The organism is Micromonospora sp. NPDC048930, from assembly GCF_043197935.1.
Taxonomy (GTDB): Bacteria; Actinomycetota; Actinomycetes; order Mycobacteriales; family Micromonosporaceae; genus Micromonospora.
Map to the genome: position 1 here is coordinate 73890 of NZ_JBICUB010000009.1, position 25471 is coordinate 99360.

Here is a 25471-nt window from a genome sequence, read left to right on the forward strand (position 1 = left end):
GCCCTCCCTTACCCGGGGGCGTTGACCGGGGGCCCTTCCTTACCGGTCAGAAGTCGCCCTCGGCGACCTGGAAGACGGTCAGTCCGAGCGAGCGCCACATCCGGACCACCTGCTGCCGGTCGTCGAACACGCCGACCACCCGGTACCGGTCCCGGACCTCCCGCTCGTAGATCTCCTGCTTGACCACCGCGTCCTTGCGGTGGTCGCCGTTCGCCCGCAGGTGCAGCGCCAGGTACGGCACCTTGACGTGCCGGGCCAGCCAGGCCTCGGTGTCGGGCCGGGCGGAGGCGTCCCGGCCGGAGCAGAAGACCACCCCGTGGCCCGCCGCGTGCATCGCCCGGACCGCCGCGATCACCGCCTCGTTCGGCACGTCCTCGGCGACCCGGGTCATGTCGTACGGGCTGCGCGAGACGTTCAGCGCGACCGTGCCGTCGATGTCGACCAGCACGATGTCCGGGCGCTCGGCCCGCTCCCGCTCCACCCGGCCGGGGCCGCCCGTCCGGGCCGTCGGCACCGGCAGCGGTAACGGGCGGTTGGCCAGGTAGCGCTCGTGCAGCCGGCGGATCGCCGCCTCGCCGACCCGGTCCTCCTCCGGCCGGGCGGCGTCCCGGCGCAGGCACTCCTCCAGCGGCACGTCGGTGAAGTCGTGCACCTCGAACGCCGCGCCGAACCGCTCGGCCAGTTCCGCCCAGTCCCGCAGCGTCCGGGAGCGCAGGTTGGTGTCGTCCACGCAGACGCTCACCCGGGCCGCCAGCAGCGCCTCCACCTGGGCGCGCTGGGCCCGGGTCACCTGCCCCTCGGCCCACTGGGTGAAGAGCCGCTCGCCGTGCATCATCCGGCGCAGGTCGTCCCGGTTGACCCGGACCACGCCGGGCTGCAGCCGCCGGGCGAAGGTGGTCTTGCCGGAGGCGGGCAGCCCGCGGGTGGCGATCAGGCGGAACATCCCGTACCTCCCGTTCGTGCCGGCCCGTCCCCGTACCGCCGTAGACGAATGCCCGGGAACGGGCCGGGAATGCGTACGGGGAGGTGAGCGTTGAGCCTGCCGGATCACGTGTGCGGCCCGCTCGCCGGGTCGGCTGACGCCCATGGCACACTGGTCAATCGGCCACCGGTTCCGGTTCACGCCCGAGCCCGTCGCGGACGACGGGCGCAACGACGGCGACCCGGCGACCACCCACGAAAGGACCGAGGCGACATGAAGCAGAACATCCACCCGGAGTACGTGACCACCGAGGTCCGCTGCTCCTGCGGCAACACGTTCACGACCCGCAGCACCGCCAAGGGCGGTTCGATCAGCGTCGAGACCTGCAGCGCCTGCCACCCGTTCTACACCGGTAAGCAGCGCGTGCTGGACACCGCCGGTCGGGTCGCGAAGTTCCAGCAGAAGTACGCCAAGGTTCAGGCCAAGAAGGCCAAGTAGCTCCGTCGACGACGCCCGTGTCCGGCTTCGCGCCGGGCGCGGGCGTTCGTCCGTTTGTGCCCATTTCCTGCCGCCCCGCCGCCACCCGGGCCCGCCGCCGTCATCGTCGTCGAAGGAGTTTCGCACCATGAGCAGTGAGCGCCTGGCCGCCCTCCTCGACGAGTACGCCGAGCTGGAGAAGCGGCTGGCCGACCCGGCCATCCACGCCGACCAGGCCACCGCCCGGCGGGTCGGCCGGCGGTACGCCGAGCTGGTCCAGCTGCACAAGGCCGCCGGCGAGCTGGAGCAGGCCCGGGCCGACCTGGCCGCCGCCCGCGAGCTGGCCGCCGAGGACCCGGCCTTCGCCGCCGAGGCCGAGACGATCGCCGCGGCCCTGCCGGCGCTCGAGGAGAAGCTGGCCGAGCTGCTGATCCCGCGCGACCCGCACGACGCCAAGGACGTCATCGTCGAGATCAAGGCCGGCGAGGGCGGCGAGGAGTCGGCGCTCTTCGCCGGCGACCTGCTCCGGATGTACACCCGGTACGCCGAGCGGCGCGGCTGGACCACCGAGGTGATCGACTCCCAGGACTCCGACCTCGGCGGCGTCAAGGACGTCTCCCTGGCGATCAAGACCAAGGGCGTCCCGGAGGGCGGCAACGGGGTCTGGTCCCGGCTCAAGTGGGAGGGCGGCGTGCACCGGGTGCAGCGCGTCCCGGTCACCGAGTCGCAGGGCCGGATCCACACCAGCGCGGCCGGCGTGCTGGTGCTGCCCGAGGCCGAGGACGTCGACGTCACCATCGACCCGAACGACCTGCGGATCGACGTGTTCCGCTCGTCCGGGCCCGGTGGCCAGTCGGTCAACACCACCGACTCGGCGGTCCGGATCACCCACGTACCCACCGGGATCGTGGTCTCCTGCCAGAACGAGAAGTCGCAGCTGCAGAACCGCGAGCAGGCGATGCGCATCCTGCGGGCGCGGCTGCTCGCGGCGGCCCAGGAGCAGGCCGACGCCGCCGCCTCGGACGCCCGCAAGGCGCAGGTACGGACCGTGGACCGGTCCGAGCGGATCCGCACCTACAACTTCCCGCAGAACCGGATCACCGACCACCGGATCGGCTACACCGCGTACAACCTGGACCTGGCCCTCGGCGGCGAGCTGGACGGCGTCCTGGACGCCCTCACCGAGGCCGACCGCACCGCCCGCCTCGCCGGCGAAACCGAACTCACCCGCCGCTGACGCCCCGGCGCGTCGCGGGATCCAAGATCCGGGTCCAAGATCCGCACTGATTCACGGAAAGAGTGGCCATTCCGCGCGGGATGGCCACTCTTTCCCTGAAACAGGGGCCACGGCGGCGCGGGGCGCGCGGGGCGCGCGGGGTGGGGTGGTCAGGAGGCGCGGAGGCGGTCCTTGGCGCGGAGCATCTCCCGGTCGGCCAGCTCGAAGGCGGTGCCCAGGGCCTCCCGCACGCTCGCCCCGGAGCCGCCGTGCACCTCGGCGAAGCCGATGCTCACCCCGACCGGGGTGCCGGGCACCAGCGACTCCCAGTCCTCGGTGCGTACGGCGGCCTGGATCCGGCGGGCCACCTCGGCCGCCTCGGTCATGCCCGCCTCCGGCAGCACCACCACGAACTCGTCCCCGCCGTAGCGGGCCACGAAGTCGCCGCGCCGCATCACCCGGTTGATCACCCCGGCGATCCGTTGCAGCACCAGGTCGCCCGAGTGGTGGCCGTGCCGGGTGTTCACCGCCTTGAAGCCGTCCAGGTCGCAGACCCCGATCACCACCCGGTCGCCCCGGGCCACCACCGCGCCGATGTAGCGCTCCAGCCGGCGTCGGTTGGGCAGCCCGGTCAGCGGGTCGGTGAGCGCCTCGCCCTCGTACCGGGCGGCCTCGCGGCGCATCTCCTCGTGGTCGATCCGGGCGGCGATGCCGTCGATGTAGACGTCCCGCAGCCGGTCGTTGCGCTGGGCCGCGAGCCGGAACGCGTGCCGGTCGGCCCGGTGCGCGGCGGCGTGGTCCCCGGCCCGGGCCAGCGCGATGCTGCGCAGCCGGGGCGCCTCGGCGGCGCCGAGCGTCTCGGTGGAGACCCGGGTGGTGTCCAGCCGGGTGACCGCCTCGATCGGCCGGCCGTCCGCGATGGCCAGGCAGACCTGACCGAGCTGGCGCAGGTCGCGGGCGCGGGCGCTGTCACCGCCGTGCCCGAGCAGCCGGGCCGGGTCGGCGTCGGTGCCGGTCTCCACCCGGTCGCCGAGGGCGGCCCGCCGGGCGGCCGCGTACCCGTAGGCGGCCAGGCTGCTCGGCCGGATGTTGGCGGCCCGCCCGCTGCGCAGGAAGCGGGTGAAGTCGCCGGCCACGTCGCGCAGCACCCGCAGGCAGCCGTCGCCGTCGCCGTTGTGGTCGAGCGCGACCGCGTTGCGCAGCCGGATGCCCGGGGCGGCGAAGGTCTCCTCGGGGATGCCGGCGGTGAGCCCCACCTGGCGGGCGCGTTCGATCGCGCCGAGGGCGTGCCCGTGGAAGCTGAGGTACGAGTAGGCCATGGCCAGGTCGTGCCAGCCCCAGGCGGTGTCCCGGTCCGGTTCGTCGTCGGCCGTCAGCGCCCGGGCCGCCTTCACCAGGTGGGTGACGCAGCGGTCCAGCGCTCCTTGGTGGTGCGCGGCGAGCGCCGCGAGGGCGTTCAGGTGCCCGTGCAGGTACGGCTCGGCCAGGTCCCGGACGGCGGCGGACGCCTCCTCGATGGCCCGGGTGAACTCGGCGGTGCGGCCGAGATTGATCAGGGCGGAGAGCCGCTGGACCAGGGCGTCGGCCCGGGCGTACGGGTCCTCGGTGGTGCGGATCACCCGGTCGAGCAGGGCGCACGCCTCCGCCGAGCGGCTGGTCTCCTGCAGCGTCCGGGCACGCCGCAGGTCGTCAACCTGGTCCTCGACCCGGTCGAGCCAGCCCACTCGCGACCTCCTGTCGGTGTGTCTGAAGGACGCACCCGCTCGTGGTGTGACCCGCGACGCTTCATGATTATGTCGTGGCCTTTCTCCCGCAACACCCGTCCGAAGGGACAGAACGCGAGCGCCCCTCACTGGTCGTCGCCCGGGCGGCCCGTGCGCTGGCCGCGGCGGGCGTCGAGGCGCCCCGGGCGGAGGCCGAGCAGCTCGCCGCGTACGTGCTGGCGGTGCCGCGCGGCCGGCTGGCGCTGGCCGACGGCTTCACGCCGGAGCAGCGGGACCGGCTCGACGCGCTGGTGCACCGGCGGGTCGCCCGGGAACCCCTGCAACACCTCACCGGAGTCGCCGGCTTCCGGCACCTGGAGCTGGCGGTGGGCCCCGGGGTGTTCGTGCCCCGTCCCGAGACCGAGCTGCTCGCCGGCTGGGGGGTGGCGCAGGGCCGGCGGCATCCCGCCCCGCTGGTGGTGGACCTGTGCAGCGGCTCCGGCGCGATCGCCCTGGCGGTCGCCCAGGAGCTGCCGGGCGCCCGGGTGGTCGCCGTGGAGCGGTCCCCGGCGGCGCTGGCCTGGCTGCGCCGCAACGCCGCCGAGCGGGCCGCCGCGGGGGACACCCCGATCGAGGTGGTCGAGGCCGACGTGACCGACCCGGAGCTCCTGGCCGACCTGGTCGGCCGGGTCGACGTGCTGCTCTGCAACCCGCCGTACGTGCCGCGCGGGGTGGTCGTCCCACCCGAGGTGGCCGGCCACGACCCGGACGAGGCGGTGTTCGGCGGGGCGGACGGGCTGGCGGTGATCCGCCCGGTGGTGGCCCGGGCGGCGCAGCTGCTGCGCCCCGGCGGCGCGCTGGGCGTCGAGCACGACGACACGCACGGCGCGGCGGTGCCGGCGCTGCTCGCCGCCGACGGCCGGTACGAGCACGTCGAGGAGCACCGGGACCTGGTCGGGCGGCCCCGGTTCGCGACCGCGTCCCGCCGGGCGGACGGCCAGCACGCCGACCCCGCCCCGGCGTGGCAGACTGGCTCCTCGTGATGCTCTACGACTGTCGGTCGCCCGCCGACCGGGACCGCGGCATCGCCGCTGCCATCGAGGCGGTCAAGAACGGTGAACTCGTCGTCCTGCCGACCGACACGGTCTACGGCATCGGCGCCGACGCCTTCACCCCGTACGCGGTCAAGGCCCTCGCGGACGCCAAGGGGGGCGCCCGGCAGGCGCCCCCGGTGCTGATCGGGTCCCGGCACACCCTGGACGGCCTGGTCTTCTCGCTGCCCCGCTCGGCGCGGGACCTGGTCGAGGCGTTCTGGCCGGGCGCGCTGACCATCGTCGTGGAGCACTCGCCGAGCCTGGCCTGGGACCTGGGCGAGTCCACCGGCACGGTGGCGGTACGGATGCCGCTGCACCCGGTGGCGCTGGAGGTGCTGCGGGAGACCGGCCCGATGGCGGTCGCCTCGGCCAACAAGGTCGGCCAGCCGGCCGCGCTCACCGCCGAGGAGGCCCGCGAGCAGCTCGGTTACGGCGTCCGGGCGTACCTGGAGGCCGGTCCGGCGCTGGACCCGGTGCCGAGCACCATCGTCGACCTGACCGGCGAGGTGCCCCGGGTGCTGCGGCAGGGGGCGGTGTCGCTGGAGAAGCTGCGCGACGTGGTGCCGGACATCCTCGACGAGCGGGGGGTCTGAGTGCCGCCGTTCACCGTCCTGCACGTCTGCATGGGCAACATCTGCCGGTCGCCGATGGCCGAGCGACTGCTGGTGCTGGCCGTCCGGGAGCGGCTGGGCCGGCTCGGCGTCGACCCCGGCCGCGTCGACGAGCTGGTGCACAGCCACAGCGCCGGCACCGGCGGCTGGCACGCCGGCGAGGAGATGAACCCGCCGGCGGCCCGGCAGGTGACCTCGCGCGGTGGTGACGTGGCGGGGTTCGCCGCCCGCAAGCTCCGCTCCGACCTGATCGACGCCGCCGACCTCGTCCTCACCGCCACCGCGGACCAGCAGGAGTACGTGGTGGCGCTGCGCCCGGACGCCGCCGGGCGCACCTTCGTACTGGGCGAGTTCGGCCGGCTGCTGGGTGGGGTGGACGCCGCCGGGCTACCCCCGGTCGAGGCCACCCCGGAGGCGGTGTACGCCCGGGGCGTGGCCCTGGTGGAGGCGGCGGACGCGGCCCGGCAGGGCGCTTCCCCGCTGCCCACCGACGACCTCGACGACCCGTGGGGCCGGGGTGACCAGTGCTTCAGCCGGGTGGCCGACGAGATCGAGGAGACGGTCCACCCGCTGGCCGCGGCGCTGCTGCCCTGAGGTTCATCCTTTCTCGCGAACTTCCTGCGCGTTTCGCCGAAGATAGCGGCGAAACCCCCGAATCCGGTCATTCTGAACGGGTCCTACGGCCGGCTCCTGCGGGGAGAGCTGATGAATCGGGCCCATCTCGACAAGCTGTTCACCGTCCTGCTCGCCGGCGCGCTCGCCGGAGTCGCCCTGGCGGCGGCCGCGTTGCCGGCCGCGCTGGTGTTCGGGCTCGGCTTCAAGAACCTGATGCCCTACGCCGAGCTGCCGGAGTCGCTGCGTACGCCGCAGCCGGCCCAGCGGTCCAACCTCTACGCCAACGACGGCCGCACCCTGATCACCTCGTTCTACGTGGAGGACCGGGTGGACGTGCCGGTCGCCGAGGTGGCGCCGGTGATGCGGCAGGCCATCGTGGCCGCCGAGGACGTCCGGTACTACCAGCACCACGGCGTCGACGTGCGCGGCGTGGTGCGGGCCTTCACCGCGAACCGGCGGGAGGGCGGCCCCCGGCAGGGCGCCTCCACGCTGACCATGCAGTACGTCCGCAACGCGCTGGCCGGTGACCCCCGGCTGACCGAGGAGCAGCGGGCCAAGGCGACCGAGATCACCCTGGGCCGCAAGATCCGCGAGATGCGGTACGCGCTGGCCCTGGAACGGGAGCTGAGCAAGGACGAGATCCTCGGCCGCTACCTGAACATCGCGTACTTCGGGGCCGGGGCGTACGGCATCGCGGCGGCCAGCAAGCGCTACTTCTCCACCACGCCGGCGAAGCTGACCCTGGCCCAGGCGGCGCTGCTCGCCGGGCTGGTCCGCTCGCCGGACACCGACGACCCGATCAACGGGAACGCCGACGCGGCCGTGGGCCGCCGGGCGTACGTGCTGGACCGGATGGTGCAGACCGGGCAGCTCGCCGCCGCCGACGCCGCGCGGGCCAAGGCCGAGCAGTTGCAGCTGAAGCCCAGCGCCACGCCGAACGACTGCACCGCCGTGCCCGAGGCGCACAACGACTGGGGCTTCTTCTGCGACTGGTTCGCCCAGTGGTGGAACGCCCAGCCGGCCTTCGGCAAGTCGGTCGACGAGCGGCAGCGGACGCTGCGCCGGGGCGGCTGGAAGATCGTCTCGTCGCTCGACCCGGACGTGCAGCGCACGGCCACCGAGCAGGTGCTGCGGATCTACCCGATGGACAACAACCGGGCCGCGCCGACCGCGGTGGTGCAACCGGGCACCGGGCGCGTACTCGCCATGGCGGTGAACCGGAACTACAGCGTGGCCGCCAACCCGGGCGGGCAGCAGAACTACCCGAACACCGTGAACCAGCTGGTGGCCGGGGGCGGCGGGATCGACGGCTACCAGGCCGGCTCGACCTTCAAGCTCTTCACGATGCTCGCCGCGCTGGAGTCCGGGCTGCCGCTGAACACGGAATTCGACGCACCGAGCGTCTACGTCACCCGCTACCCGGTCGACGGCGGGCCGGCGAGCTGCGGCGGTCACTGGTGCCCGGCCAACGCCAACCCGCTCTGGATGGACGGTGAGCACACCATGTGGAGCGCGTTCGGCCGGTCGGTGAACACGTACTTCGCCTGGCTGACCGAGCGGGTGGGCGCGGACCGGGTGGTGGAGATGGCCGAGCGGCTGGGCATCGTGTTCCGTTCGCCCGACGACGCCGAGCTGGCCCGCGACGGGGCGAAGAACTGGGGCGCGTTCACCCTGGGCGTCTCCGCCACCACCCCGCTCGACCTGGCCAACGCGTACGCCACGGTGGCGGCCGAGGGGGTCTGGTGCCGGCCCACCCCGGTCACCTCGATCACCGACGCCACGGGCCGGCGGGTGGCCGCCGGGAACACGGACTGCCGGCAGGTGCTCGACACCGACGTGGCCCGGGCGGCCGCGGACGCCGCCCGCTGCCCGGTCGGCGACCAGTCGATGTACCGCCGCTGCGACGGCGGCACCGCCGAGCAGCTGGCGCCCGGGCTGCGCCGGCCGCTGGCCGGCAAGACCGGCAGCTCGGAGCGGAACGAGACGGAGACCGTGGTCGCCTTCACCCCGCAGCTCGCCGTCGCCACCATCGCCGCGAACCCGGACAACCCGCGGGACGCGGTCGGCGGCGGCGTGCAGACCCGGCAGATCGCCGCGGTGGGCAACCTGCTGGCCTACACCCTCCGCGACCAGCCCGTCCAGGACTTCGTCCCGCCCAGCCAGGCCGTCGCCTACCAACGCACCTCCCCCCGCACCGGCAACTGACCCCCGGCCTCCCGCCTCGCCGATCTTGCACTTGTGGTGCCGACATGACGCGCGAAAGCCGCGAAACGGCAACCTGAAGTGCAAGATCGCCGGGGCGGGGCGGGGCGGGGCGGGGTGGGGCGGGGTGGGTTAGGTGGGGTGTTGGGCGGTGAGGGCGATGTTGCGGGCCATGCCGCCGAAGACGAGCGCGTGGAACGGGAAGACCGAGCCCCAGTAGAGATGTCCGGCCAGGCCGTGGGGGAGGAAGACGGCGCGCTGGACGTAGCGGCTGCGGCCCTCGCCGGCCGGCTCGGCGCGCATCTCCAGCCAGGCCCGCCCGGGCAGCCGCATCTCGGCACGCAGCCGAAGCAGCGAACCGGGGACGATCTCCTCGACCCGCCAGAAGTCCAGCGCCTCGCCCACCTGGAGGCGGTGCGGGTCGCGCCGCCCCCGGCGCAGCCCGACCCCGCCGATCAGCCGGTCCAGCCAGCCCCGCACCGACCAGGCCAGCGGGAACGAGTACCAGCCGTGCTCGCCGCCCACGCCTTCGATGACCCGCCACAGCACGTCCGCCGAGGCGGCCACCTCCCGCTCCCGCAGGTCGGTGTAGGCGGTCCCGCCGGACCATTTCGGGTCGCTGGGCAGCGGCTCGGCCGGGGCGTCCGGCCCGCTCGCGGTGGACCAGCGGGTCTCCACCTCGGCGTTGCGCACCTTGGCCAGCGCCAGGGCGACCGACCGGTCGAAGCCGGTCAGCCCCTCGGGCGGGTCCGGGACGTACCGCGCGATGTCGTGCTCGCGGGCGACCGCCTCGTGGACCAGGCTCTCCACCAACGGCCGGGCGATGGCGTTCGGCACCGGGGTGATCAGACCGACCCAGTACGAGGAGAGCGACGGGGTCAACGCCCGCACCGGCAGGATGACCCGCCGGGGCAGGCCGGCCACCCGGGCGTACCGCCGCATCATGTCCTCGAAGGTGAGCACGTCCGGCCCGGCGATGTCGAAGGCCCGGTTCACCTCGGGCGGCAGGTCCACGCAACCGACCAGGTAGCGCAGCACGTCGCGGACCGCGATCGGCTGGATCCGGTTGCGCAGCCAGCGCGGGGTGACCATCGCCGGCAGCCGCTCGGTCAGGTGGCGCAGCATCTCGAACGAGGCCGAACCGGAGCCGATGATCACCGCGGCCCGGAGCACGGCGGTCGGCACCCCGCTGTCCAGCAGGATCCGGCCCACCTCCGCCCGGGACCGCAGGTGCGCCGACGGGACCGCCCGGTCCGCCGCCGGCTCCGGCCCGCCCAGGTAGACGATCCGGCGCACGCCCGCGGCGCGGGCCGCGGCCGCGAAGTTGACCGCCGCCTCCCGGTCGGCCGCCTCGAAGCCCGCCTGGCCGAGCGAGTGGACCAGGTAGTACGCCACGTCGACGCCCGCCAACGCGGCCGGCAGCGTCTCCGGTCGACGCAGGTCGCCCTCGACGATCTCGGCCCGGGAGGCCCACGGCACGTCGCGCAGCCGCCCGGCCTTTCGGGCCAGGCAGCGGACGGTGTGCCCCTCGGCCAGCAGCCGGGGCGCGAGGCGGCCACCGAGGTAACCGGTGGCGCCGGTGACGAGGCATCGCACGGCTTCCAGTCTGCGGCTCCGTAGACTCCTTCGCTGTGGAGAACGCGAGGGACACCTTCTGGGGACCGGACTTCCAGCAGCTCAGCACCGTCGATCCGGAGATCGCCGGGGTGGTGCTGGGGGAGCTGGAGCGGCTGCGCGGCGGGCTGCAACTGATCGCCAGCGAGAACCTGACCTCCCCGGCGGTGCTCGCCGCCCTCGGTTCCACGCTGACCAACAAGTACGCCGAGGGCTACCCGGGCCGGCGCTACTACGGCGGCTGCGCCGAGGTGGACCGGGCCGAGGAGATCGGCATCGCCCGGGCGAAGGAGCTGTTCGGGGCCGAGCACGCCAACCTCCAGCCGCACTCCGGCGCGAGCGCGAACCTGGCCGCGTACGCCGCCCTGGTGCAGCCGGGCGACACCGTGCTGGCCATGGACCTGCCGCACGGCGGCCACCTGACCCACGGCAGTCGGGTGAACTTCTCCGGCAAGTGGTTCCACACCGTCGGCTACACGGTCCGGCCGGACACCGAGCTGATCGACTACGACGAGGTGCGCGACCTGGCCCGGGCGCACCGGCCCAAGATGATCATCTGTGGCGCGACGGCGTACCCCCGGCTGATCGACTTCGCCCGGTTCCGGGAGATCGCCGACGAGGTCGACGCGTACCTGATGGTGGACGCGGCCCACTTCATCGGACTGGTCGCCGGGCGGGCCATCCCGTCCCCGGTGCCGTACGCCGACGTCGTCTGCTTCACCACGCACAAGGTGCTGCGCGGCCCGCGCGGCGGGATGATCCTCTGCCGCGAGTCGCTGGCCGCCCGGATCGACAAGGCGGTCTTCCCGTTCACCCAGGGCGGCCCGCTGATGCACGCCGTCGCCGCCAAGGCGGTCGCCCTGCGCGAGGCCGCCCAGCCCGAGTTCCGGGCGTACGCCTCCCAGGTGGTCAGCAACGCCCAGGCGCTGGCCGACGGGCTGGCCGCCGAGGGGATGCGGCCGGTCTCCGGTGGCACCGACACCCACCTGGCCCTGATCGACCTGCGCGAGCTCGGGGTGACCGGCGCGGACGCCGAGGCGCGCTGCGACGCCGCGAGCATCACCCTGAACAAGAACGCCATCCCGTACGACCCGCAGAAGCCTATGGTCGCCTCCGGCATCCGGGTGGGCACGCCGAGCGTCACCACCCAGGGCATGCGCGAGGGGGAGATGCGCCGGATCGCCACGCTGATCGCCCGGGCGGTCCGCACCGACCCCGGGTCGCCCGGGGGCGCCGACGAGCTGACCCGGATCGCCGCCGACGTGACCGAGCTGGTCACCGCCTTCCCGGCGTACCCCCGTGGCTGAGCCCGGGACGCGCGCGGCGGAGGCGACCGCGGACCGCGGCTGGCGGCTGCGGCACCTGCCGGTGCTGCTCGTCGCGTCGGTGCTGCTGGCCGCCGCGGCGGCGGTGGCCGGCGGGGTGACCCGGGGGGCGGACGGCGCGCTCGGCGCGGCGGCCGGGGTGGCGGTCACCGCGTTCAGCTACACGCTCACCACGGTCGTGCTGGCCTGGGCCGACGCCCGCGACCCGCAGCTGGTGCTCCCCTTCGGGCTCGGCCTCTACATCGCCAAGATGACCCTGCTCGCCGGGCTGATGGTGCTGGTGGGGGCGAGCGGCTGGCCGGGACTGATCCCGTTCTGCCTCGGCATCGCGGCCGGTGTGCTGGTCTGGACCGGGGTGCACATCTGGTGGCTGGCCACGGTGCACGCCCGTCGCGTCCACAACTGACTCATCCCATCCTTCGGACGGCGCGTCGGTGTGTCCGCGATCGGTCATTCTCTCAGTGGCGGCGGAGGAGTAGCGTGCCTCCAGACGACTTCGCCCGCCCGTGTCCCACACAACCAGGTTGTGCGGGGGGTGAGGCACAGCCTCGTCTCCTCGACTGATATCGTTCGCCCCGTCATGGCCGGTGACCAGAAACCCCCCAGCACTGGCGGCCCGGGCGACACTCCGCCCGGTGCCGGTCAGGGTTGGACCGCGCTCTCGTACCTCATCGGGGGCATGCTCGTCTGGGGTTTCATCGGCTGGCTGGTCGACCAGTGGCTCGACGCCGGCGGCATCGCCACCGGTATCGGGGTCGTGCTCGGCATGGCCGGGGGGATCATCCTGGTCGTCCGCCGACTGGGCACGCCTACTTAGGAAGGGACGCGGTGTTCGGACAGGCGAACGTCCTGGCAGCGGGCCAGGCGGAATTCCCACCCAGCGTGGAGGACTTCTACCTGCCCAGCATCCTGCCCTGGGGTGCGCACGACAACTTCTGGTTCACCAAGATCACCGCGATGGTCTGGATCGCCGTCGGCGTGCTGATCATCTTCTTCCTCGCCAGCTACCGGAACCCGAAGCTGGTGCCGACCAAGAAGCAGTGGTTCGCCGAGTCGATCTACGGCTTCGTGCGGAACAACATCGCCGTCGACATGATCGGGCACGCCGGGGTGCGGTTCGCGCCGTACTTCACCACGCTCTTCTGCTTCATCCTGCTGACGAACGCCTTCGCGATCATCCCGTTCTTCCAGATCTCGCCGAACTCGCACATCGCCTTCCCGGCGTTCCTCGCCGTGATCAGCTACGTGCTGTTCAACTGGATCGGCATCCGGCACCACGGCTTCGTCAAGTACTTCAAGAACTCTCTGGTCCCGCCGGCACCGTGGTACATCCTGCCGCTGCTGATCCCGATCGAGTTCTTCTCGACCTTCCTGGTCCGGCCGTTCTCGCTGGCCGTCCGTCTCTTCGCGAACATGTTCGCCGGCCACATGCTCCTGCTGGTCTTCACGCTCGGCGGGTTCGCCATGATCAGCGCAAACGCCTGGCTGGCGCCGGTCTCGGTGCTGTCCTGGGTGATGACGATCGCGCTGACCTTCCTCGAGTTCCTGGTGATCGTCCTGCAGGCGTACGTCTTCACCGTGCTGACCGCCAGCTACGTGCAGGGCGCGCTCGCCGACGAGCACTGATCCACTCTTTCGCACCAACCGTTGTCGTCCCGCGTGACCGTCACGCGTGATAACCAGGAGGAACCAAACCAATGGACATCTACGCCGCGGTAGAGGGCAGCACCGCCGCCATCGGCTACGGTCTCGCGGCCATCGGCCCGGGCATCGGCGTGGGCCTGGTCTTCTCGGCCTACATCCAGTCGACCGCCCGCCAGCCGGAGTCGTCCCGGATGACCCTGCCGTACGTCTGGATCGGCTTCGCCGTCATCGAGGCCCTCGCGCTGCTGGGTATCGCCTTCGGCTTCATCTGGCAGGGCAACCTCTGATTCGGCCCTGAGACCGGGAGGTTTCCATGTACTTCCTCGCCGCTGAGGGTGGTGAGACGACCCACAACCCGATCATTCCGGCCTGGCAGGAGATCGTGGTCGGTGGGATCGCCTTCATCCTGCTCTGCTTCGTGCTGATGAAGTTCGTCTTCCCCCGCATGGAGCAGACGTTCCAGGCCCGGGTCGACGCGATCGAGGGCGGCATCAAGCGCGCCGAGGCCGCCCAGGCCGAGGCCAACCAGCTGCTCGAGCAGTACCGGGCCCAGCTCGCGGAGGCGCGTACCGACGCCGCCAAGATCCGCGACGACGCCCGGGCCGACGCCGAGGGCATCCGGCAGGACATCCTCGCGAAGGCGCGTGAGGAGTCCGACCGGATCATCGCCGCCGGCAAGGAGCAGCTCGCCGCCGAGCGGGCCACCATCGTGCGCGAGCTGCGCGCCGAGGTCGGCACCATCGCGGTGGACCTGGCCAGCAAGATCGTCGGTGAGTCGCTCGCCGACGAGGCGCGTCGCAAGGGCACCGTCGACCGGTTCCTGAGCGGTCTCGAGAGCACGGGGGCCCGCTGATGCAGGCCGCCAGCCGGGAGTCGTACAAGGTCGCGGCGGACCGCCTCGACGCGTACGCCCGCGGCGCGGAGCCGTCGGCGGTGGCCTCCACCGCCGACGACATCCTCTCCGTCGCCGCCCTGCTGCGGCGCGAGCCGCGGCTGCGCCGGGCGCTGTCGGACCCGGCGCGCTCGGGCGAGGACCGCACCGGACTGCTCACGGGCATCCTGACCGGCAAGGTCGGCGCCGACGCGCTCGACCTGCTCGCCGCGCTGGTCTCCGGCCGCTGGTCGGCCCCGTCGGAACTGCTCGACGGCGCCGAGCGGCTGGGCGTCGAGGCGCTCCTGGCGAGCGCCGACAAGGCCGGCGAGCTGGGCGAGGTCGAGGACGAGCTGTTCCGCTTCGGACAGGTCGTCTCCGGCTCCGCCGAGCTGTCCAACGCGCTCTCCGACCCGATGGCCCCGGCCGAGCAGCGGGCCACCCTGGCCGGCCAGTTGCTCGCCGGCAAGGCCCGCCCGGTCACCGTCCGCCTCGTCGAGGCCGCGCTCGCCGGCTTCGGGGGACGCTCCTTCATCGGGGCGCTCACCCGGCTGGTCGAGCTGGCCGCCGACCGGCGGGACCGCCAGGTCGCGTACGTGACCGTGGCGGCGCCGCTGAGTGACGAGGAGGAGCGACGCCTGGGTGCCCGCCTCTCCGCGATGTACGGTCGGGAGGTCTCCGTCAAGCAGACGGTGAACCCCGACGTGCTCGGTGGGGTGAGTGTGCGGGTCGGCTCCGACCTGTACGACGGCACCGTCCTGCGCCGCCTCAATGAGACCCGCAACGCGCTCGCGAAGCGCTGACCAGCGTCTTAGCAGCCCTGATTCGACGCCATCGGACCGGTCGGTACTAGGTATCCCGGGCCCCTGATACTTAAGGAAGCAGAGGATGGCCGAGCTGACCATCTCGACGGAGGAGATCCGCGGCGCCCTGGAGCGCTACGTCTCCTCCTACACGGCCGACGTCTCCCGTGAGGAGGTCGGCACCGTCGCCGACGCCGGCGACGGCATCGCCCACGTCGAGGGTCTGCCCTCGACCATGACCAACGAGCTCCTGGAGTTCGAGGACGGCACGCTCGGCGTGGCGCTGAACCTCGACGTCCGGGAGATCGGTGTCGTCGTCCTCGGTGACTTCGCCGGGATCGAAGAGGGTCAGCGCGTCAAGCGCACCGGCCGGGTGCTCTCCGTCCCGGTCGGCGACGCCTTCCTCGGCCGCGTGGTGAACGCGCTCGGCCAGCCGATCGACGGCCTCGGCGACATCGCCAACGAGGGCTACCGCGAGCTGGAGCTCCAGGCCCCGAACGTGATGTCCCGGCAGTCCGTCTTCGAGCCGCTGCAGACCGGTCTCAAGGCCGTCGACGCGATGACCCCGATCGGCCGCGGCCAGCGCCAGCTGATCATCGGCGACCGGAAGACCGGCAAGACCACGGTCGCCCTGGACGCCATCCTCAACCAGCGGGACAACTGGCGCTCCGGCGACCCGAAGAAGCAGGTCCGCTGCATCTACGTCGCGGTCGGCCAGAAGGCCTCCACCATCGCCTCCATCAAGGGGACGCTGGAGGAGGCGGGCGCGATGGAGTACACCACCATCGTCGCCTCCCCGGCCTCGGACCCGGCCGGCTTCAAGTACCTCGCCCCGTACACCGGCTCGTCCATCGGCCAGCACTGGATGTACGGCGGCAAGCACGTCCTGATCGTCTTCGACGACCTGAGCAAGCAGGCCGAGGCGTACCGCGCCGTGTCGCTGCTGCTGCGCCGCCCGCCGGGCCGCGAGGCGTACCCGGGTGACGTCTTCTACCTGCACTCCCGGCTGCTGGAGCGCTGCGCCAAGCTCTCCGACGAGCTGGGCGGCGGCTCGATGACCGGTCTGCCGATCATCGAGACCAAGGCGAACGACATCTCGGCGTTCATCCCCACCAACGTCATCTCCATCACCGACGGCCAGATCTTCCTGGAGACCGACCTGTTCAACCAGGGCGTCCGGCCGGCCATCAACGTCGGCACCTCGGTCTCCCGGGTCGGTGGCGCCGCACAGGTGAAGCCGATGCGGAAGGTGGCCGGTTCGCTCCGGCTCAACCTGGCCCAGTACCGCGAGCTGGAGGCGTTCGCCGCCTTCGCCTCCGACCTGGACAAGGCCTCCCGCGCCCAGCTCGAGCGCGGTGCCCGGCTGGTCGAGCTGCTGAAGCAGCGGAACTACTCGCCGTTCCCGGTGCAGGAGCAGGTCGTCTCCGTCTGGGCCGGCACCGAGGGCAAGCTGGACGACGTCCCGGTCGGCGAGATCGGGCGCTTCGAGGCGGAGTTCCTGCAGTACCTCCGGCACAAGCACGAGGGCGTACTCGCCGCGATCGCCGACAACAAGTGGGACGACGAGATCATCGGCTCGCTCGACTCGGCCATCACCGAGTTCAAGCAGATCTTCCTCGGCAAGGAAGAGGAGGTCCGGCTCAACGAGCCCCCGGCGCAGCCGCTGGAGGGTGAGGAGACCCGCGAGACGGTGACCCGCTTCCGCGAGGGCTCGACCGACCGCCCGGCTGAGAGCTGACGATGGCCGCCCAGGTTCGCGTACTTCGCCAGCGCATCCGCTCGGCGAAGGGGATGAAGAAGATCACCAAGGCGATGGAGCTCGTCGCGACGAGCCGCATCGCCAAGGCTCAGGCCCGGGTGGAGGCTTCTCTTCCGTACGCCAAGGCGATCACCGGCGTGCTCACGGCGCTGGCGTCCAACTCGCGGATCGACCACCCGCTGCTCACCCCGCGCGAGCGGGTGCGGCGGGCGGGCGTCCTGCTGATCACCGCGGACCGCGGTCTGGCCGGTGGTTACAGCACCAACGCGATCAAGACCGCCGAGTCGCTGATCGCCCGGCTGAAGGCTGACGGCAAGGAGCCGGTGCTCTACGTCATCGGCCGCAAGGGCGTGACGTACTACCGGTTCCGCAACCGGGACATCGCGGCGAGCTGGACGGGCTTCTCCGAGCAGCCGGGCTTCTCCGACGCCCGCGAGGTGGGCGAGACGCTGATCAAGGCGTTCTCGGCCGGCGCGGACGACGTGGACGGCCAGGCCGGGGCGGACGGGATCGTCGGCATCGACGAGCTGCACATCGTCTACACCGAGTTCAAGTCCCTGATGACCCAGACTCCGGTCGCGAAGATCATCGGCCCGATGCAGGTGGAGGACCGGCCGCGGTCCGAGGGCCTGCTGCCGGCGTACGAGTTCGAGCCGGAGGCGGAGGCACTGCTCGACGCGCTGCTGCCGAAGTACATCAACACGCGGATCTACGCGGCGTTGCTGGAGTCGGCGGCGAGCGAGTCGGCGGCCCGTCGGCGGGCGATGAAGAGCGCCACCGACAACGCCGAAGAGATGATCGAGAAGTACACGCGTGAGATGAACTCGGCCCGCCAGGCCGGGATCACCCAGGAGATCAGCGAGATCGTCGGCGGCGCGAACGCGCTGGCGGCGGCGGGAAGTGAAGTGTGATGACTGCCCCAGTAGAGACCAAGACGGCCACGGGTCGCGTGGTCCGGGTCATCGGCCCGGTCGTCGACGCCGAGTTCCCGCGCGACGCCATGCCGGACCTGTTCAACGCCCTGCACGTGAACGTGACCCTCTCCGGCGGTGAGAAGACGCTGACCCTCGAGGTCGCCCAGCACCTGGGTGACAACGTGGTCCGTGCCATCTCGATGCAGCCGACCGACGGCCTGGTCCGCGGCTCCGAGGTGCGCGACACCGGCTCGCCGATCACCGTGCCGGTGGGCGACGCGGTCAAGGGTCACGTGTTCAACGCCATCGGCGAGGTCCTCAACCTCACCGAGGGCGAGACGCTCACCCCCGACGACCACTGGCAGATCCACCGCAAGGCCCCGGCCTTCGCGGACCTGGAGCCGAAGACCGAGATGCTGGAGACCGGCATCAAGGTCATCGACCTGCTCGCCCCGTACGTCAAGGGCGGCAAGATCGGCCTGTTCGGCGGCGCGGGCGTGGGCAAGACGGTGCTCATCCAGGAGATGATCACCCGCGTCGCCCGGAACTTCGGTGGTACCTCGGTCTTCGCCGGCGTGGGTGAGCGCACCCGTGAGGGCAACGACCTCATCGCCGAGATGACCGAGTCCGGCGTCATCGACAAGACCGCGCTGGTCTACGGCCAGATGGACGAGCCGCCGGGCACCCGGCTGCGGGTCGCCCTCTCCGCGCTGACCATGGCGGAGTACTTCCGCGACGTGAAGAAGCAGGAGGTGCTGCTCTTCATCGACAACATCTTCCGCTTCACCCAGGCCGGTTCCGAGGTCTCCACGCTGCTCGGCCGCATGCCGAGCGCAGTGGGTTACCAGCCGACGCTGGCCGACGAGATGGGCGAGCTCCAGGAGCGGATCACCTCCGTCCGGGGCCAGGCCATCACCTCGATGCAGGCGATCTACGTGCCCGCCGACGACTACACCGACCCGGCGCCGGCCACCACGTTCGCCCACCTGGACGCGACCACCAACCTGGAGCGGTCGATCTCCGACAAGGGCATCTACCCGGCCGTGGACCCGCTGGCGTCCTCGTCCCGGATCCTCGCCCCGGAGTTCGTCGGCGCCGAGCACTTCGCGGTGGCCACCGAGGTGAAGCGGATCCTGCAGCGCTACAAGGACCTGCAGGACATCATCGCCATCCTCGGTATCGAGGAGCTCTCCGAGGAGGACAAGGTCACGGTCGGCCGCGCCCGCCGGATCGAGCGCTTCCTGTCGCAGAACACCTACGCCGCCGAGCAGTTCACCGGCGTGCCGGGTTCGACGGTCCCGATCAAGGAGACCATCGAGGCGTTCAAGAAGATCAGCGAGGGCGAGTACGACCACTTCCCCGAGCAGGCGTTCTTCATGTGCGGTGGTCTCGAGGACCTCGAGAAGAAGGCGAAGGAGCTGATGGAGGGCTGAGGCTCTCGTCACATCCAGGGAGGCCGTCCCGACGAATGTCGGGGCGGCCTCTGCCCGTTCGGGGCCCCTGTTACCAGATGTTCGTTTTCCCGGCAAGCGGTTCGGTCCACCGCGCGGTACCGTTTCGTGACGCGACGTTCACCTACCGGACGTCCATCCCCCGCAACCAAACCGAACCGCGCGCCCGTCTACCAGTCGTGGGCGTGACGATTGGAGATGCTCGTGGGTAAGGCCGGCACGGACCGCCGCAAGCCGTCCATCTGGCGGGGCGTCCCCCGGTGGGCCAAGGTGTGCACCATCTTCGGCGTGGTCCTGATGGTGCTCAGCGGCAGCGTGCTGGTCGGCTACCAGACGCTGGTGAGCCGCTACGAGGGCGCGGTCGGCAAGGCCGACCTCTTCGGCGACCAGGCGGCGGGCGCCAGCGAGAAGAAGAGCGACATCAAGGGCCCGCTGAACATCCTGCTGGTCGGCATCGACCCCCGCAAGCCGGAGACCCCGCCGCTGGCCGACTCGATCATGATCCTGCACGTGCCGGCCGGCATGGACCGCGGCTACCTCTTCTCGCTCCCGCGGGACCTGCGGGTGGACATCCCCGAGTTCCCCAAGGCCAACTACGCGGGCGGCACCGACAAGCTCAACGCCGCGATGTCGTACGGCAGCCGGGTGCCCGGGCAGAACCCGGACGCCGCGCGCGGCTTCGAGCTGCTCGCCAAGACCGTCCAGCAGGTCACCGGCATCGAGCGCTTCGACGCGGGCGCGATCATCAACTTCACCGGCTTCAAGAACATCGTCGACGCGATGGGCGGCGTCGACATGTACATCGAGCGGGACGTGAAGTCGGAGCACCGCCGGCCCGACGGGACCATGCGCCAGCTCAAGCCGGGCGGTGGGGGGTACCTCGGCCCGCAGGCCGAGTACAAGAAGGGCAACGCCCACCTCAGCGGCTGGCAGGCGCTGGACTACGTCCGGCAGCGCTACCCGAAGAACGGCGTGCCGGACGCCGACTACGGCCGGCAGCGCCACCAGCAGCAGTTCGTCAAGGCCATGGTCAACCAGGCGTTCAGCGCCGACGTGGTGACCAACCCGATCAAGCTCGACCGGGTGCTCCGCGCGGCCGGGCGCTCGCTGATCTTCAACGGTCGGGGACACAGCGTGGTCGACTTCGCCCTCGCCCTGAAGGGCATCCGGTCCGACTCGATCGAGACGATCAAGCTGCCGGGCGGGCCCGTCACGATCAACGGGGCGTACAAGGGGGAGAAGCTCCAGCCCGCGGCGGAGGACTTCTTCGCGGCGATCCGGAACGAGCAGATCGACGCCTTCATGCTGGAGCACCCCGACTTCAAGCAGAAGAACAGCTAGTCTGACCGCCAGCGGGCCCCGGCACGCGCCGGGGCCCGCTGGCGTGACCGTGGCGCAGCTCTCGCCACCCGCGTTGGGGCGTACCGAGGGCCGCGACTAGACTTTCGGCAATCCGCCGCCGCAGCAAGGAGACAGCGTGGCACAGCAGCTTCACGTCGAGCTCGTAGCCGTCGAGGAGAAGGTCTGGTCCGGCGAGGCCGAGATGGTCGTCGCCCGGACGACCGAGGGTGAGCTGGGTGTGCTGCCGGGGCACGCGCCCCTGCTCGGCCAGCTCGTGGAGCCCAGCCAGGTACGCATCAAGCAGGCCGGCGGCCAGCAGCTCGCGTACGACATCGCCGGCGGCTTCCTGTCGGTGACCGGTGACGGCGTCACCGTCCTCGCCGAGAGCGCCACCCCCGCCACCCCGGCGCGCTGAGCCGACCCGCCGATGGAGATCGTGGAAGGGATCGGAATCGGCATCGCGGTCGTGTTCGCCGCGCTCCTGATCCTCTTCATCCGGCGGGCCCTGTTCACCCGCAGCGGAGGCATCATCCGGCTCAGTGTCCGGGTCTCCACGATCCTCGACGGCCGAGGCTGGTCACCCGGCTTCGGCCGTTTCGTCGGCGACGAGCTCCGCTGGTACCGCATGTTCAGCTTCGCCCTGCGTCCCAAGCGGGTGCTGTCCCGTAAAGGGCTCGCCGTGGAGCGTCGCCGGCTGCCCGAGGGTCAGGAACGGTTCTCCATGCCGGCCGACTGGGTGATCCTCCGCTGTACCAGCCACCATGCTCCGGTCGAGATCGCCATGGCGCGTTCCACGGTCACCGGCTTCCTCTCCTGGCTCGAGGCCGCCCCACCCGGGGCGGTCTCGCCGCGTCTGGCCTCGCAGGACTGGCCCGCCGCCTGACCTGCTCGCACCTCCGGTCGCCTGCGGGCCGTTGGGTTGCTGTTGCGGCTTGTCGATGGTCGCCCTTGTCCCTGGTCGCCTTGTCGGCTCTGCCGTGTTCGGCGGCTTGCGGTCCGTCGTGGTCGTTGTTCGGGTGTGGCCCGCCGTGCCCGGCTCCGGGCGGTCAGGCTTGATCCCTGCGCCGGTCACGGCGGGCCACACCCGCGTCGTGGTCGTCCGTCGTCGCGTCCGTGCGGCCTGCGGGGCCCCGGTCTGGTGTACGTCGGGCCGTGGGGGGCTCGGCCCGTGCGCGGGATCGACTCGGGGTGCGGTATGTCGTCGGTGTCCGGGCTGTCGGACAGACCGCTGTGCGGCGTGGATCAAGCCAGCTGTGGTCCAACCGCTAGCGTGTTATGCGCGTTGTCCGGTTGTGGTATCACGTCGGCTCGCTGGGTGGAACGTCATGGAGGTCTCCCGGCTCCGGTGTTCCACTGACCGCGCCGGGCGCTGGCCTGACTGACGGCTGGCCTGAGCGTGCCGGGCCTGGGGCCGACCGCGCCGGCTGCTGCGCCTGAACGTGTCGGGCTCTGGCTGACCGTGCCGGGGTGGGCTGACCTGTGCCGGGTGCTGGGCTGACTGTGCCGGGTGATGGCGTCCACGTCGTTGGTGGGTGGTGTGTCGGGTTTGTGGGTGTGGTTGGCGGCATCCTGGGGCCGGAATGGTGGGCGGGCGGGGGTCGTTGAACACGGGTGAACGGCCGAGGAAGACCACCCCGCACGGCGGGGTGGCTGGCCCGGAATGATGTGGGGTCGCCGGTCGTTACACATGGTCCCGGCGCCGCGAAGAGGCCACGCCCCGCGAGCCGGATGATCCCCCCAAGACTTTCCCCCTCTTTTGAGCGCCTGACGGTGCTTGCGTCTGTTGCTGACCCCCCTCGGCGCGGACGCCAACCCCCGAATGGAGCTTTCCCATGAACACGATCATTCGTAAGAGCATGCTGAGTGTTGCTGGTCTGGCCTTCGCTGGTGGTGTGTTCGCCGGTCCGATCGCCGCGCACGCCGACGCCCGCCCCGTCGAGGGCAAGCCCGTCGCGGTGGCCGTCCAGGCTGACAAGCCGGACACCAGCAAGCTGATCCCGCATGGTGTGCAGGGCGCGCAGTCGCGGATCGACCTGAACGACGAGCAGGTCGCGAACGCGAAGGCGATCATCGCCGCGACGAAGAAGGCGGGTCTGCCGGAGCGGGCCGCGGTGATCTCGATCGCCACCAGCCTGCAGGAGTCGAAGCTGGAGAACCTGGGCCACCTCGGCGACAAGAACGACCACGACTCGCTGGGCCTGTTCCAGCAGCGGCCGTCCTCGGGTTGGGGCACGCCGGAGCAGATCACCGACCCCGAGTACTCGACCCTGGCGTTCGAGAAGGGTCTGAAGCAGGTCGACGGCTGGCAGGACATGCCGCTGACCGAGGCCGCCCAGACCGTGCAGGTCTCGGCGTACCCGGACGCCTACGCCCAGTGGGAGCAGCAGGCCGCCGACATCGTCGCCCAGCACTGGAACAGCTGACCCACCCACAGCACACGAAAGCCGCTGGCCGGCACCCCGACACAGGGGTGCCGGCCAGCGGCGTTTCAGTCGACGGAGCCGACCAGCTCCACCTCGTACCCCTGCCCGTCGGTGAGGTAGCCGGCGTACGTCTGCGGTCCGCCGGCGTGCGGGTGGCGGTCCGGGAAGAGCAGATCCCACCCGTACGCCGGCGCGGCCGCGACCAGGCGGTCGACGGCGGCCGGCGGGCCGGCGTGGAAGGCCAGGTGGTTGAGGCCAGGGGCGAGCCGGTCGTGCACCCGGCCGCTCAGTGCCGGGGACTCCTCCAGTACCAGGTACGTGGGGCCGAGCCGCCAGGACCGGCCGGCCGGCCAGTTTTGGTACGGCGTCCAGCCCAGCTCGCCGAGGAGCCAGCCCCAGCTACGCGTGGCGGCGGCGAGATCGGGGACCCAGACCTCGACGTGGTGCAGTGCGCCGGCGGTCAGCGCTTCCCGCCCGGCACCCATAGCACATCCCCGTCCGGATTTGCCGTTCTTGCCAGGATAAAGAGCAGATCGGAGAGCCGGTTGAGATACTTTGCCGGGAGGGGGCTGGTCCGGTCCGAATCGTGCGCGACCAGCGCCCACGCCGCACGCTCGGCGCGCCGGGCGATCGTCCGTGCCACGTGCAGCAGCGCCGCGCCAGCGGTGCCGCCGGGGAGGATGAAGGAGTCGAGCTTGCTCAGGCGCGCGTTGTACTCGTCGCACCAGCCCTCGAGGCGCTCGACGTACTCCTCGGTGACCCGCAGCGGCGGGTACTTCGGGTCCGGCTCCACCGGGGTGGCCAGGTCCGCGCCGACGTCGAACATGTCGTTCTGGATCGACGCCAGCACCGCCCGCAGTTCATCGGAGAGCTGCCCCAGGGCGAGCGCGACGCCGATCGCGGCGTTGCACTCGTCCACGTCCGCGTACGCGGCGATCCGCGGATCGGTCTTCGGCACCTGCTCGTTGTTGCTCAGCCTGGTCATGCCGGCGTCGCCGGCCTTGGTGTAGATGCGCGTGAGGTGGACGGCCATGACGCACAGCCTACGGATACCGGACCTGACCATCCCGGCGCGGCCGGGCCAGTCCGGCTGGCCGGCCGGGGTCGGCCCGGGCGACGCCGGTGACCCGGCGGTCAGCGAGGTCGACGTCATCCGGGTGCACGGGGAGGCCCGGCTGGACGGCACGGTGCACGTGGTCGGGGCGAAGAACTCCGCCCTCAAGCTGATGGCCGCCGCCCTGCTCGCGCCCGGCCGCAGCGTGATCACCAACGTCCCGCGGATCACCGACATCGCGATCATGGGGGAGGTGCTCCGCCGGCTCGGCTGCGACGTACGGTTCGCCGCCGACGACCCGGTCGACCCGATGGTGGCCCGCGGCGGCGTGGAACGCTCCCGGTCGGTCGTCATCGACGTACCCGAGGAGCCGGGCGCGGAGGCCGACTACGACCTGGTCCGCCGGCTGCGCGCGTCGATCTGCGTGCTCGGCCCGCTGCTGGCCCGCCGGAGGTACGTGCGGGTGGCCCATCCCGGCGGGGACGCGATCGGCTCACGCGGCCTGGACATGCACATCGCCGGGCTGGCGCGGATGGGCGCGGAGATCTCCGGCGAGCACGGCTTCGTCATCGCCGAGGCCCCGGACGGGCTGCACGGCGCCGACATCGTGCTGGACTTCCCGAGCGTCGGGGCGACGGAGAACCTGGTCATGGCGGCGGTGCTGGCCCGGGGGACCACGACCATCGACAACGCGGCCCGGGAGCCGGAGATCGTCGACATCTGCTCGATGCTGATCCGGATGGGGGCCCGGATCGAGGGGGAGGGCACCTCCACGCTGCACATCGTCGGGGTGCCCGAGCTGCGCCCGGTCCGGCACGCCACGGTGGGGGACCGGATCGTCGCCGGGACCTGGGCGTTCGCCGCCGCGATGACCCGGGGGGACGTCACCGTCACCGGCGTCGAGCCGGCGTACCTGGAGGTCGCGCTGGACAAGCTGGTCTCGGCTGGCGGCCTGGTGGAGACCCGCGGCGGGGCCTTCCGGGTACGGATGGAGGACCGCCCCACCGCGGTGGACGTGGTGACCCTGCCGTTCCCGGGCTTCGCCACCGACCTGCTGCCGATGGCGATGGGCCTGGCCGCGGTGAGCGACGGCGCGTCCCTGATCACCGAGAACATCTTCGACGGCCGGTTCATGTTCGCCAACGAGATGATGCGGCTCGGCGCCGACATCAGGACCGACGGACACCACGCCCTGGTCTGCGGCCGCGACCGCCTCTCCGGCGCCCCGGTACGGGCCACCGACATCCGGGCCGGCGCGGGCCTGATCATCGCCGGGCTCTGCGCCGACGGGGTCACCGAGGTCTCGCACGTGCACCACGTCGACCGCGGCTATCCGGACTTCGTCGCCGACCTCCGGGCGCTCGGGGTGGCGGTGGAACGGGGCACCGTCCCGGAGGAACCCGACCTGGCCATCTGAGGGGGCAGCCTTAGC

General features: G+C 71.9%; 26 protein-coding genes. 21 read left to right on the forward strand and 5 right to left on the reverse strand.

Translation table 11 applies throughout. The features are described 5' to 3' along the window. Positions 1 to 46: 46 nt before the first annotated feature. Positions 47 to 943, reverse strand: a complete 897-nt coding sequence (locus ACGFI9_RS23395; protein WP_393180898.1) for an AAA family ATPase — start codon at positions 941 to 943, stop codon at positions 47 to 49. A 252-nt stretch (positions 944 to 1195) separates the two neighbouring features. Here ACGFI9_RS23395 and rpmE point away from each other — a divergent pair, with 252 nt between their 5' ends. Together rpmE and prfA are read left to right on the forward strand one after the other, a co-directional pair. Beyond that, positions 1196 to 1420: a 50S ribosomal protein L31 gene (rpmE, locus tag ACGFI9_RS23400; RefSeq protein ID WP_393180900.1), complete on the forward strand. Its 225-nt coding sequence runs from the start codon at positions 1196 to 1198 to the stop codon at positions 1418 to 1420. A gap of 127 nt (positions 1421 to 1547) precedes the next feature. Further along, complete coding sequence (prfA, locus tag ACGFI9_RS23405; protein ID WP_393180902.1) at positions 1548 to 2636, forward strand: peptide chain release factor 1; 1089 nt, start codon at positions 1548 to 1550, stop codon at positions 2634 to 2636. Between the two features lie 149 nt (positions 2637 to 2785). Here the strand turns inward: prfA and ACGFI9_RS23410 are convergent, their stop codons facing one another. Then, positions 2786 to 4339: a diguanylate cyclase domain-containing protein gene (locus ACGFI9_RS23410; RefSeq protein ID WP_393180904.1), complete on the reverse strand. Its 1554-nt coding sequence runs from the start codon at positions 4337 to 4339 to the stop codon at positions 2786 to 2788. Positions 4340 to 4413: 74 nt separating this feature from the next. Between ACGFI9_RS23410 and prmC the strand changes: the two genes are divergently transcribed. The 4 genes from prmC (at position 4414) to ACGFI9_RS23430 (ending at position 8843) form a co-directional block, all read left to right on the forward strand. Beyond that, positions 4414 to 5361 (forward strand): peptide chain release factor N(5)-glutamine methyltransferase, encoded by a 948-nt coding sequence (gene prmC, locus ACGFI9_RS23415; protein ID WP_393180906.1) that lies wholly within the window; start codon positions 4414 to 4416, stop codon positions 5359 to 5361. Then, positions 5361 to 6005: an L-threonylcarbamoyladenylate synthase gene (locus tag ACGFI9_RS23420; RefSeq protein ID WP_393181249.1), complete on the forward strand. Its 645-nt coding sequence runs from the start codon at positions 5361 to 5363 to the stop codon at positions 6003 to 6005. The genes prmC and ACGFI9_RS23420 overlap by 1 nt, the downstream gene beginning before the upstream one ends. Further along, on the forward strand, positions 6006 to 6617 hold the full coding sequence (locus ACGFI9_RS23425) for a phosphotyrosine protein phosphatase (RefSeq protein ID WP_393180908.1): 612 nt from the start codon (positions 6006 to 6008) through the stop codon (positions 6615 to 6617). Between the two features lie 111 nt (positions 6618 to 6728). Continuing rightward, positions 6729 to 8843: a transglycosylase domain-containing protein gene (locus ACGFI9_RS23430; RefSeq protein ID WP_393180910.1), complete on the forward strand. Its 2115-nt coding sequence runs from the start codon at positions 6729 to 6731 to the stop codon at positions 8841 to 8843. A gap of 129 nt (positions 8844 to 8972) precedes the next feature. On the opposite strand, the gene ACGFI9_RS23435 is transcribed toward ACGFI9_RS23430, so the two are convergent. Continuing rightward, the gene (locus tag ACGFI9_RS23435; RefSeq protein ID WP_393180912.1) at positions 8973 to 10436 is read right to left on the reverse strand and encodes an SDR family oxidoreductase; all 1464 of its coding nucleotides are present in this window, start codon (positions 10434 to 10436) and stop codon (positions 8973 to 8975) included. Between the two features lie 35 nt (positions 10437 to 10471). On the opposite strand from ACGFI9_RS23435, the gene glyA reads away from it, so the two are divergent. The 14 genes from glyA (at position 10472) to ACGFI9_RS23505 (ending at position 22985) form a co-directional block, all read left to right on the forward strand. Then, entirely contained in the window at positions 10472 to 11761 is a 1290-nt protein-coding gene (glyA, locus tag ACGFI9_RS23440) for a serine hydroxymethyltransferase (protein ID WP_393180914.1), read from the forward strand. Beyond that, complete coding sequence (locus ACGFI9_RS23445; RefSeq protein WP_393180916.1) at positions 11754 to 12185, forward strand: hypothetical protein; 432 nt, start codon at positions 11754 to 11756, stop codon at positions 12183 to 12185. The genes glyA and ACGFI9_RS23445 overlap by 8 nt, the downstream gene beginning before the upstream one ends. Positions 12186 to 12359: 174 nt before the next feature. After that, positions 12360 to 12596, forward strand: a complete 237-nt coding sequence (locus tag ACGFI9_RS23450; protein ID WP_393180918.1) for a hypothetical protein — start codon at positions 12360 to 12362, stop codon at positions 12594 to 12596. Positions 12597 to 12607: 11 nt separating this feature from the next. After that, positions 12608 to 13405 carry a F0F1 ATP synthase subunit A gene (atpB, locus tag ACGFI9_RS23455; RefSeq protein ID WP_393180920.1) on the forward strand — a complete coding sequence of 266 codons (798 nt, stop codon included), beginning with the start codon at positions 12608 to 12610 and terminating at the stop codon, positions 13403 to 13405. Positions 13406 to 13476: 71 nt separating this feature from the next. Further along, the gene (locus ACGFI9_RS23460; protein WP_013288258.1) at positions 13477 to 13710 is read left to right on the forward strand and encodes an ATP synthase F0 subunit C; all 234 of its coding nucleotides are present in this window, start codon (positions 13477 to 13479) and stop codon (positions 13708 to 13710) included. Between the two features lie 26 nt (positions 13711 to 13736). Further along, positions 13737 to 14276 (forward strand): F0F1 ATP synthase subunit B, encoded by a 540-nt coding sequence (locus ACGFI9_RS23465; RefSeq protein ID WP_393180923.1) that lies wholly within the window; start codon positions 13737 to 13739, stop codon positions 14274 to 14276. Beyond that, positions 14276 to 15097 carry a F0F1 ATP synthase subunit delta gene (locus ACGFI9_RS23470; protein ID WP_393180925.1) on the forward strand — a complete coding sequence of 274 codons (822 nt, stop codon included), beginning with the start codon at positions 14276 to 14278 and terminating at the stop codon, positions 15095 to 15097. The genes ACGFI9_RS23465 and ACGFI9_RS23470 overlap by 1 nt, the downstream gene beginning before the upstream one ends. 85 nt (positions 15098 to 15182) lie before the next feature. After that, positions 15183 to 16835: a F0F1 ATP synthase subunit alpha gene (atpA, locus tag ACGFI9_RS23475; protein ID WP_393180927.1), complete on the forward strand. Its 1653-nt coding sequence runs from the start codon at positions 15183 to 15185 to the stop codon at positions 16833 to 16835. Between the two features lie 2 nt (positions 16836 to 16837). Further along, the gene (locus ACGFI9_RS23480; RefSeq protein WP_393180928.1) at positions 16838 to 17767 is read left to right on the forward strand and encodes a F0F1 ATP synthase subunit gamma; all 930 of its coding nucleotides are present in this window, start codon (positions 16838 to 16840) and stop codon (positions 17765 to 17767) included. Further along, entirely contained in the window at positions 17767 to 19203 is a 1437-nt protein-coding gene (gene atpD / locus ACGFI9_RS23485) for a F0F1 ATP synthase subunit beta (RefSeq protein WP_393180930.1), read from the forward strand. The genes ACGFI9_RS23480 and atpD overlap by 1 nt, the downstream gene beginning before the upstream one ends. Positions 19204 to 19419: 216 nt before the next feature. Continuing rightward, positions 19420 to 20562, forward strand: a complete 1143-nt coding sequence (locus ACGFI9_RS23490; protein WP_393180932.1) for an LCP family protein — start codon at positions 19420 to 19422, stop codon at positions 20560 to 20562. A 136-nt stretch (positions 20563 to 20698) separates the two neighbouring features. Beyond that, the gene (locus tag ACGFI9_RS23495) at positions 20699 to 20977 is read left to right on the forward strand and encodes a F0F1 ATP synthase subunit epsilon (RefSeq protein WP_393180934.1); all 279 of its coding nucleotides are present in this window, start codon (positions 20699 to 20701) and stop codon (positions 20975 to 20977) included. 12 nt (positions 20978 to 20989) lie between these two features. After that, positions 20990 to 21445, forward strand: coding sequence for a DUF2550 domain-containing protein (locus ACGFI9_RS23500; protein WP_393180936.1), 456 nt, complete (start codon positions 20990 to 20992; stop codon positions 21443 to 21445). 949 nt (positions 21446 to 22394) lie between these two features. Then, the gene (locus tag ACGFI9_RS23505; protein WP_393180938.1) at positions 22395 to 22985 is read left to right on the forward strand and encodes a hypothetical protein; all 591 of its coding nucleotides are present in this window, start codon (positions 22395 to 22397) and stop codon (positions 22983 to 22985) included. A gap of 65 nt (positions 22986 to 23050) precedes the next feature. Here ACGFI9_RS23505 and ACGFI9_RS23510 read toward each other — a convergent pair whose 3' ends face one another. Both ACGFI9_RS23510 and ACGFI9_RS23515 read right to left on the reverse strand, forming a co-directional pair. Then, complete coding sequence (locus ACGFI9_RS23510; protein WP_393180940.1) at positions 23051 to 23470, reverse strand: VOC family protein; 420 nt, start codon at positions 23468 to 23470, stop codon at positions 23051 to 23053. Continuing rightward, positions 23446 to 24018 carry a cob(I)yrinic acid a,c-diamide adenosyltransferase gene (locus ACGFI9_RS23515; protein ID WP_393180942.1) on the reverse strand — a complete coding sequence of 191 codons (573 nt, stop codon included), beginning with the start codon at positions 24016 to 24018 and terminating at the stop codon, positions 23446 to 23448. The genes ACGFI9_RS23510 and ACGFI9_RS23515 overlap by 25 nt, the downstream gene beginning before the upstream one ends. On the opposite strand from ACGFI9_RS23515, the gene murA reads away from it, so the two are divergent. Further along, the gene (gene murA / locus ACGFI9_RS23520; protein ID WP_393180944.1) at positions 24017 to 25456 is read left to right on the forward strand and encodes a UDP-N-acetylglucosamine 1-carboxyvinyltransferase; all 1440 of its coding nucleotides are present in this window, start codon (positions 24017 to 24019) and stop codon (positions 25454 to 25456) included. The two genes, ACGFI9_RS23515 and murA, sit on opposite strands and share 2 nt — an antisense overlap. Positions 25457 to 25471 lie beyond the last annotated feature (15 nt).

Excerpts from the sequence above, each read along its gene's own strand:
- atpD (WP_393180930.1), top strand. The coding sequence starts at position 17,767 with ATGACTGCCCCAGTAGAGACCAAGACGGCCACGGGTCGCGTGGTCCGG.
- atpA (WP_393180927.1), top strand. The coding sequence starts at position 15,183 with ATGGCCGAGCTGACCATCTCGACGGAGGAGATCCGCGGCGCCCTGGAG.
- rpmE (WP_393180900.1), top strand. The coding sequence starts at position 1,196 with ATGAAGCAGAACATCCACCCGGAGTACGTGACCACCGAGGTCCGCTGC.
- ACGFI9_RS23450 (WP_393180918.1), top strand. The coding sequence starts at position 12,360 with ATGGCCGGTGACCAGAAACCCCCCAGCACTGGCGGCCCGGGCGACACT.
- ACGFI9_RS23515 (WP_393180942.1), bottom strand. The coding sequence starts at position 24,018 with ATGGCCGTCCACCTCACGCGCATCTACACCAAGGCCGGCGACGCCGGC.
- ACGFI9_RS23470 (WP_393180925.1), top strand. The coding sequence starts at position 14,276 with ATGCAGGCCGCCAGCCGGGAGTCGTACAAGGTCGCGGCGGACCGCCTC.
- ACGFI9_RS23510 (WP_393180940.1), bottom strand. The coding sequence starts at position 23,470 with ATGGGTGCCGGGCGGGAAGCGCTGACCGCCGGCGCACTGCACCACGTC.
- ACGFI9_RS23420 (WP_393181249.1), top strand. The coding sequence starts at position 5,361 with ATGCTCTACGACTGTCGGTCGCCCGCCGACCGGGACCGCGGCATCGCC.
- murA (WP_393180944.1), top strand. The coding sequence starts at position 24,017 with ATGACGCACAGCCTACGGATACCGGACCTGACCATCCCGGCGCGGCCG.
- ACGFI9_RS23430 (WP_393180910.1), top strand. The coding sequence starts at position 6,729 with ATGAATCGGGCCCATCTCGACAAGCTGTTCACCGTCCTGCTCGCCGGC.
- ACGFI9_RS23395 (WP_393180898.1), bottom strand. The coding sequence starts at position 943 with ATGTTCCGCCTGATCGCCACCCGCGGGCTGCCCGCCTCCGGCAAGACC.
- ACGFI9_RS23500 (WP_393180936.1), top strand. The coding sequence starts at position 20,990 with ATGGAGATCGTGGAAGGGATCGGAATCGGCATCGCGGTCGTGTTCGCC.
- ACGFI9_RS23505 (WP_393180938.1), top strand. The coding sequence starts at position 22,395 with ATGAACACGATCATTCGTAAGAGCATGCTGAGTGTTGCTGGTCTGGCC.
- prfA (WP_393180902.1), top strand. The coding sequence starts at position 1,548 with ATGAGCAGTGAGCGCCTGGCCGCCCTCCTCGACGAGTACGCCGAGCTG.
- ACGFI9_RS23490 (WP_393180932.1), top strand. The coding sequence starts at position 19,420 with ATGCTCGTGGGTAAGGCCGGCACGGACCGCCGCAAGCCGTCCATCTGG.
- ACGFI9_RS23465 (WP_393180923.1), top strand. The coding sequence starts at position 13,737 with ATGTACTTCCTCGCCGCTGAGGGTGGTGAGACGACCCACAACCCGATC.
- ACGFI9_RS23480 (WP_393180928.1), top strand. The coding sequence starts at position 16,838 with ATGGCCGCCCAGGTTCGCGTACTTCGCCAGCGCATCCGCTCGGCGAAG.
- ACGFI9_RS23460 (WP_013288258.1), top strand. The coding sequence starts at position 13,477 with ATGGACATCTACGCCGCGGTAGAGGGCAGCACCGCCGCCATCGGCTAC.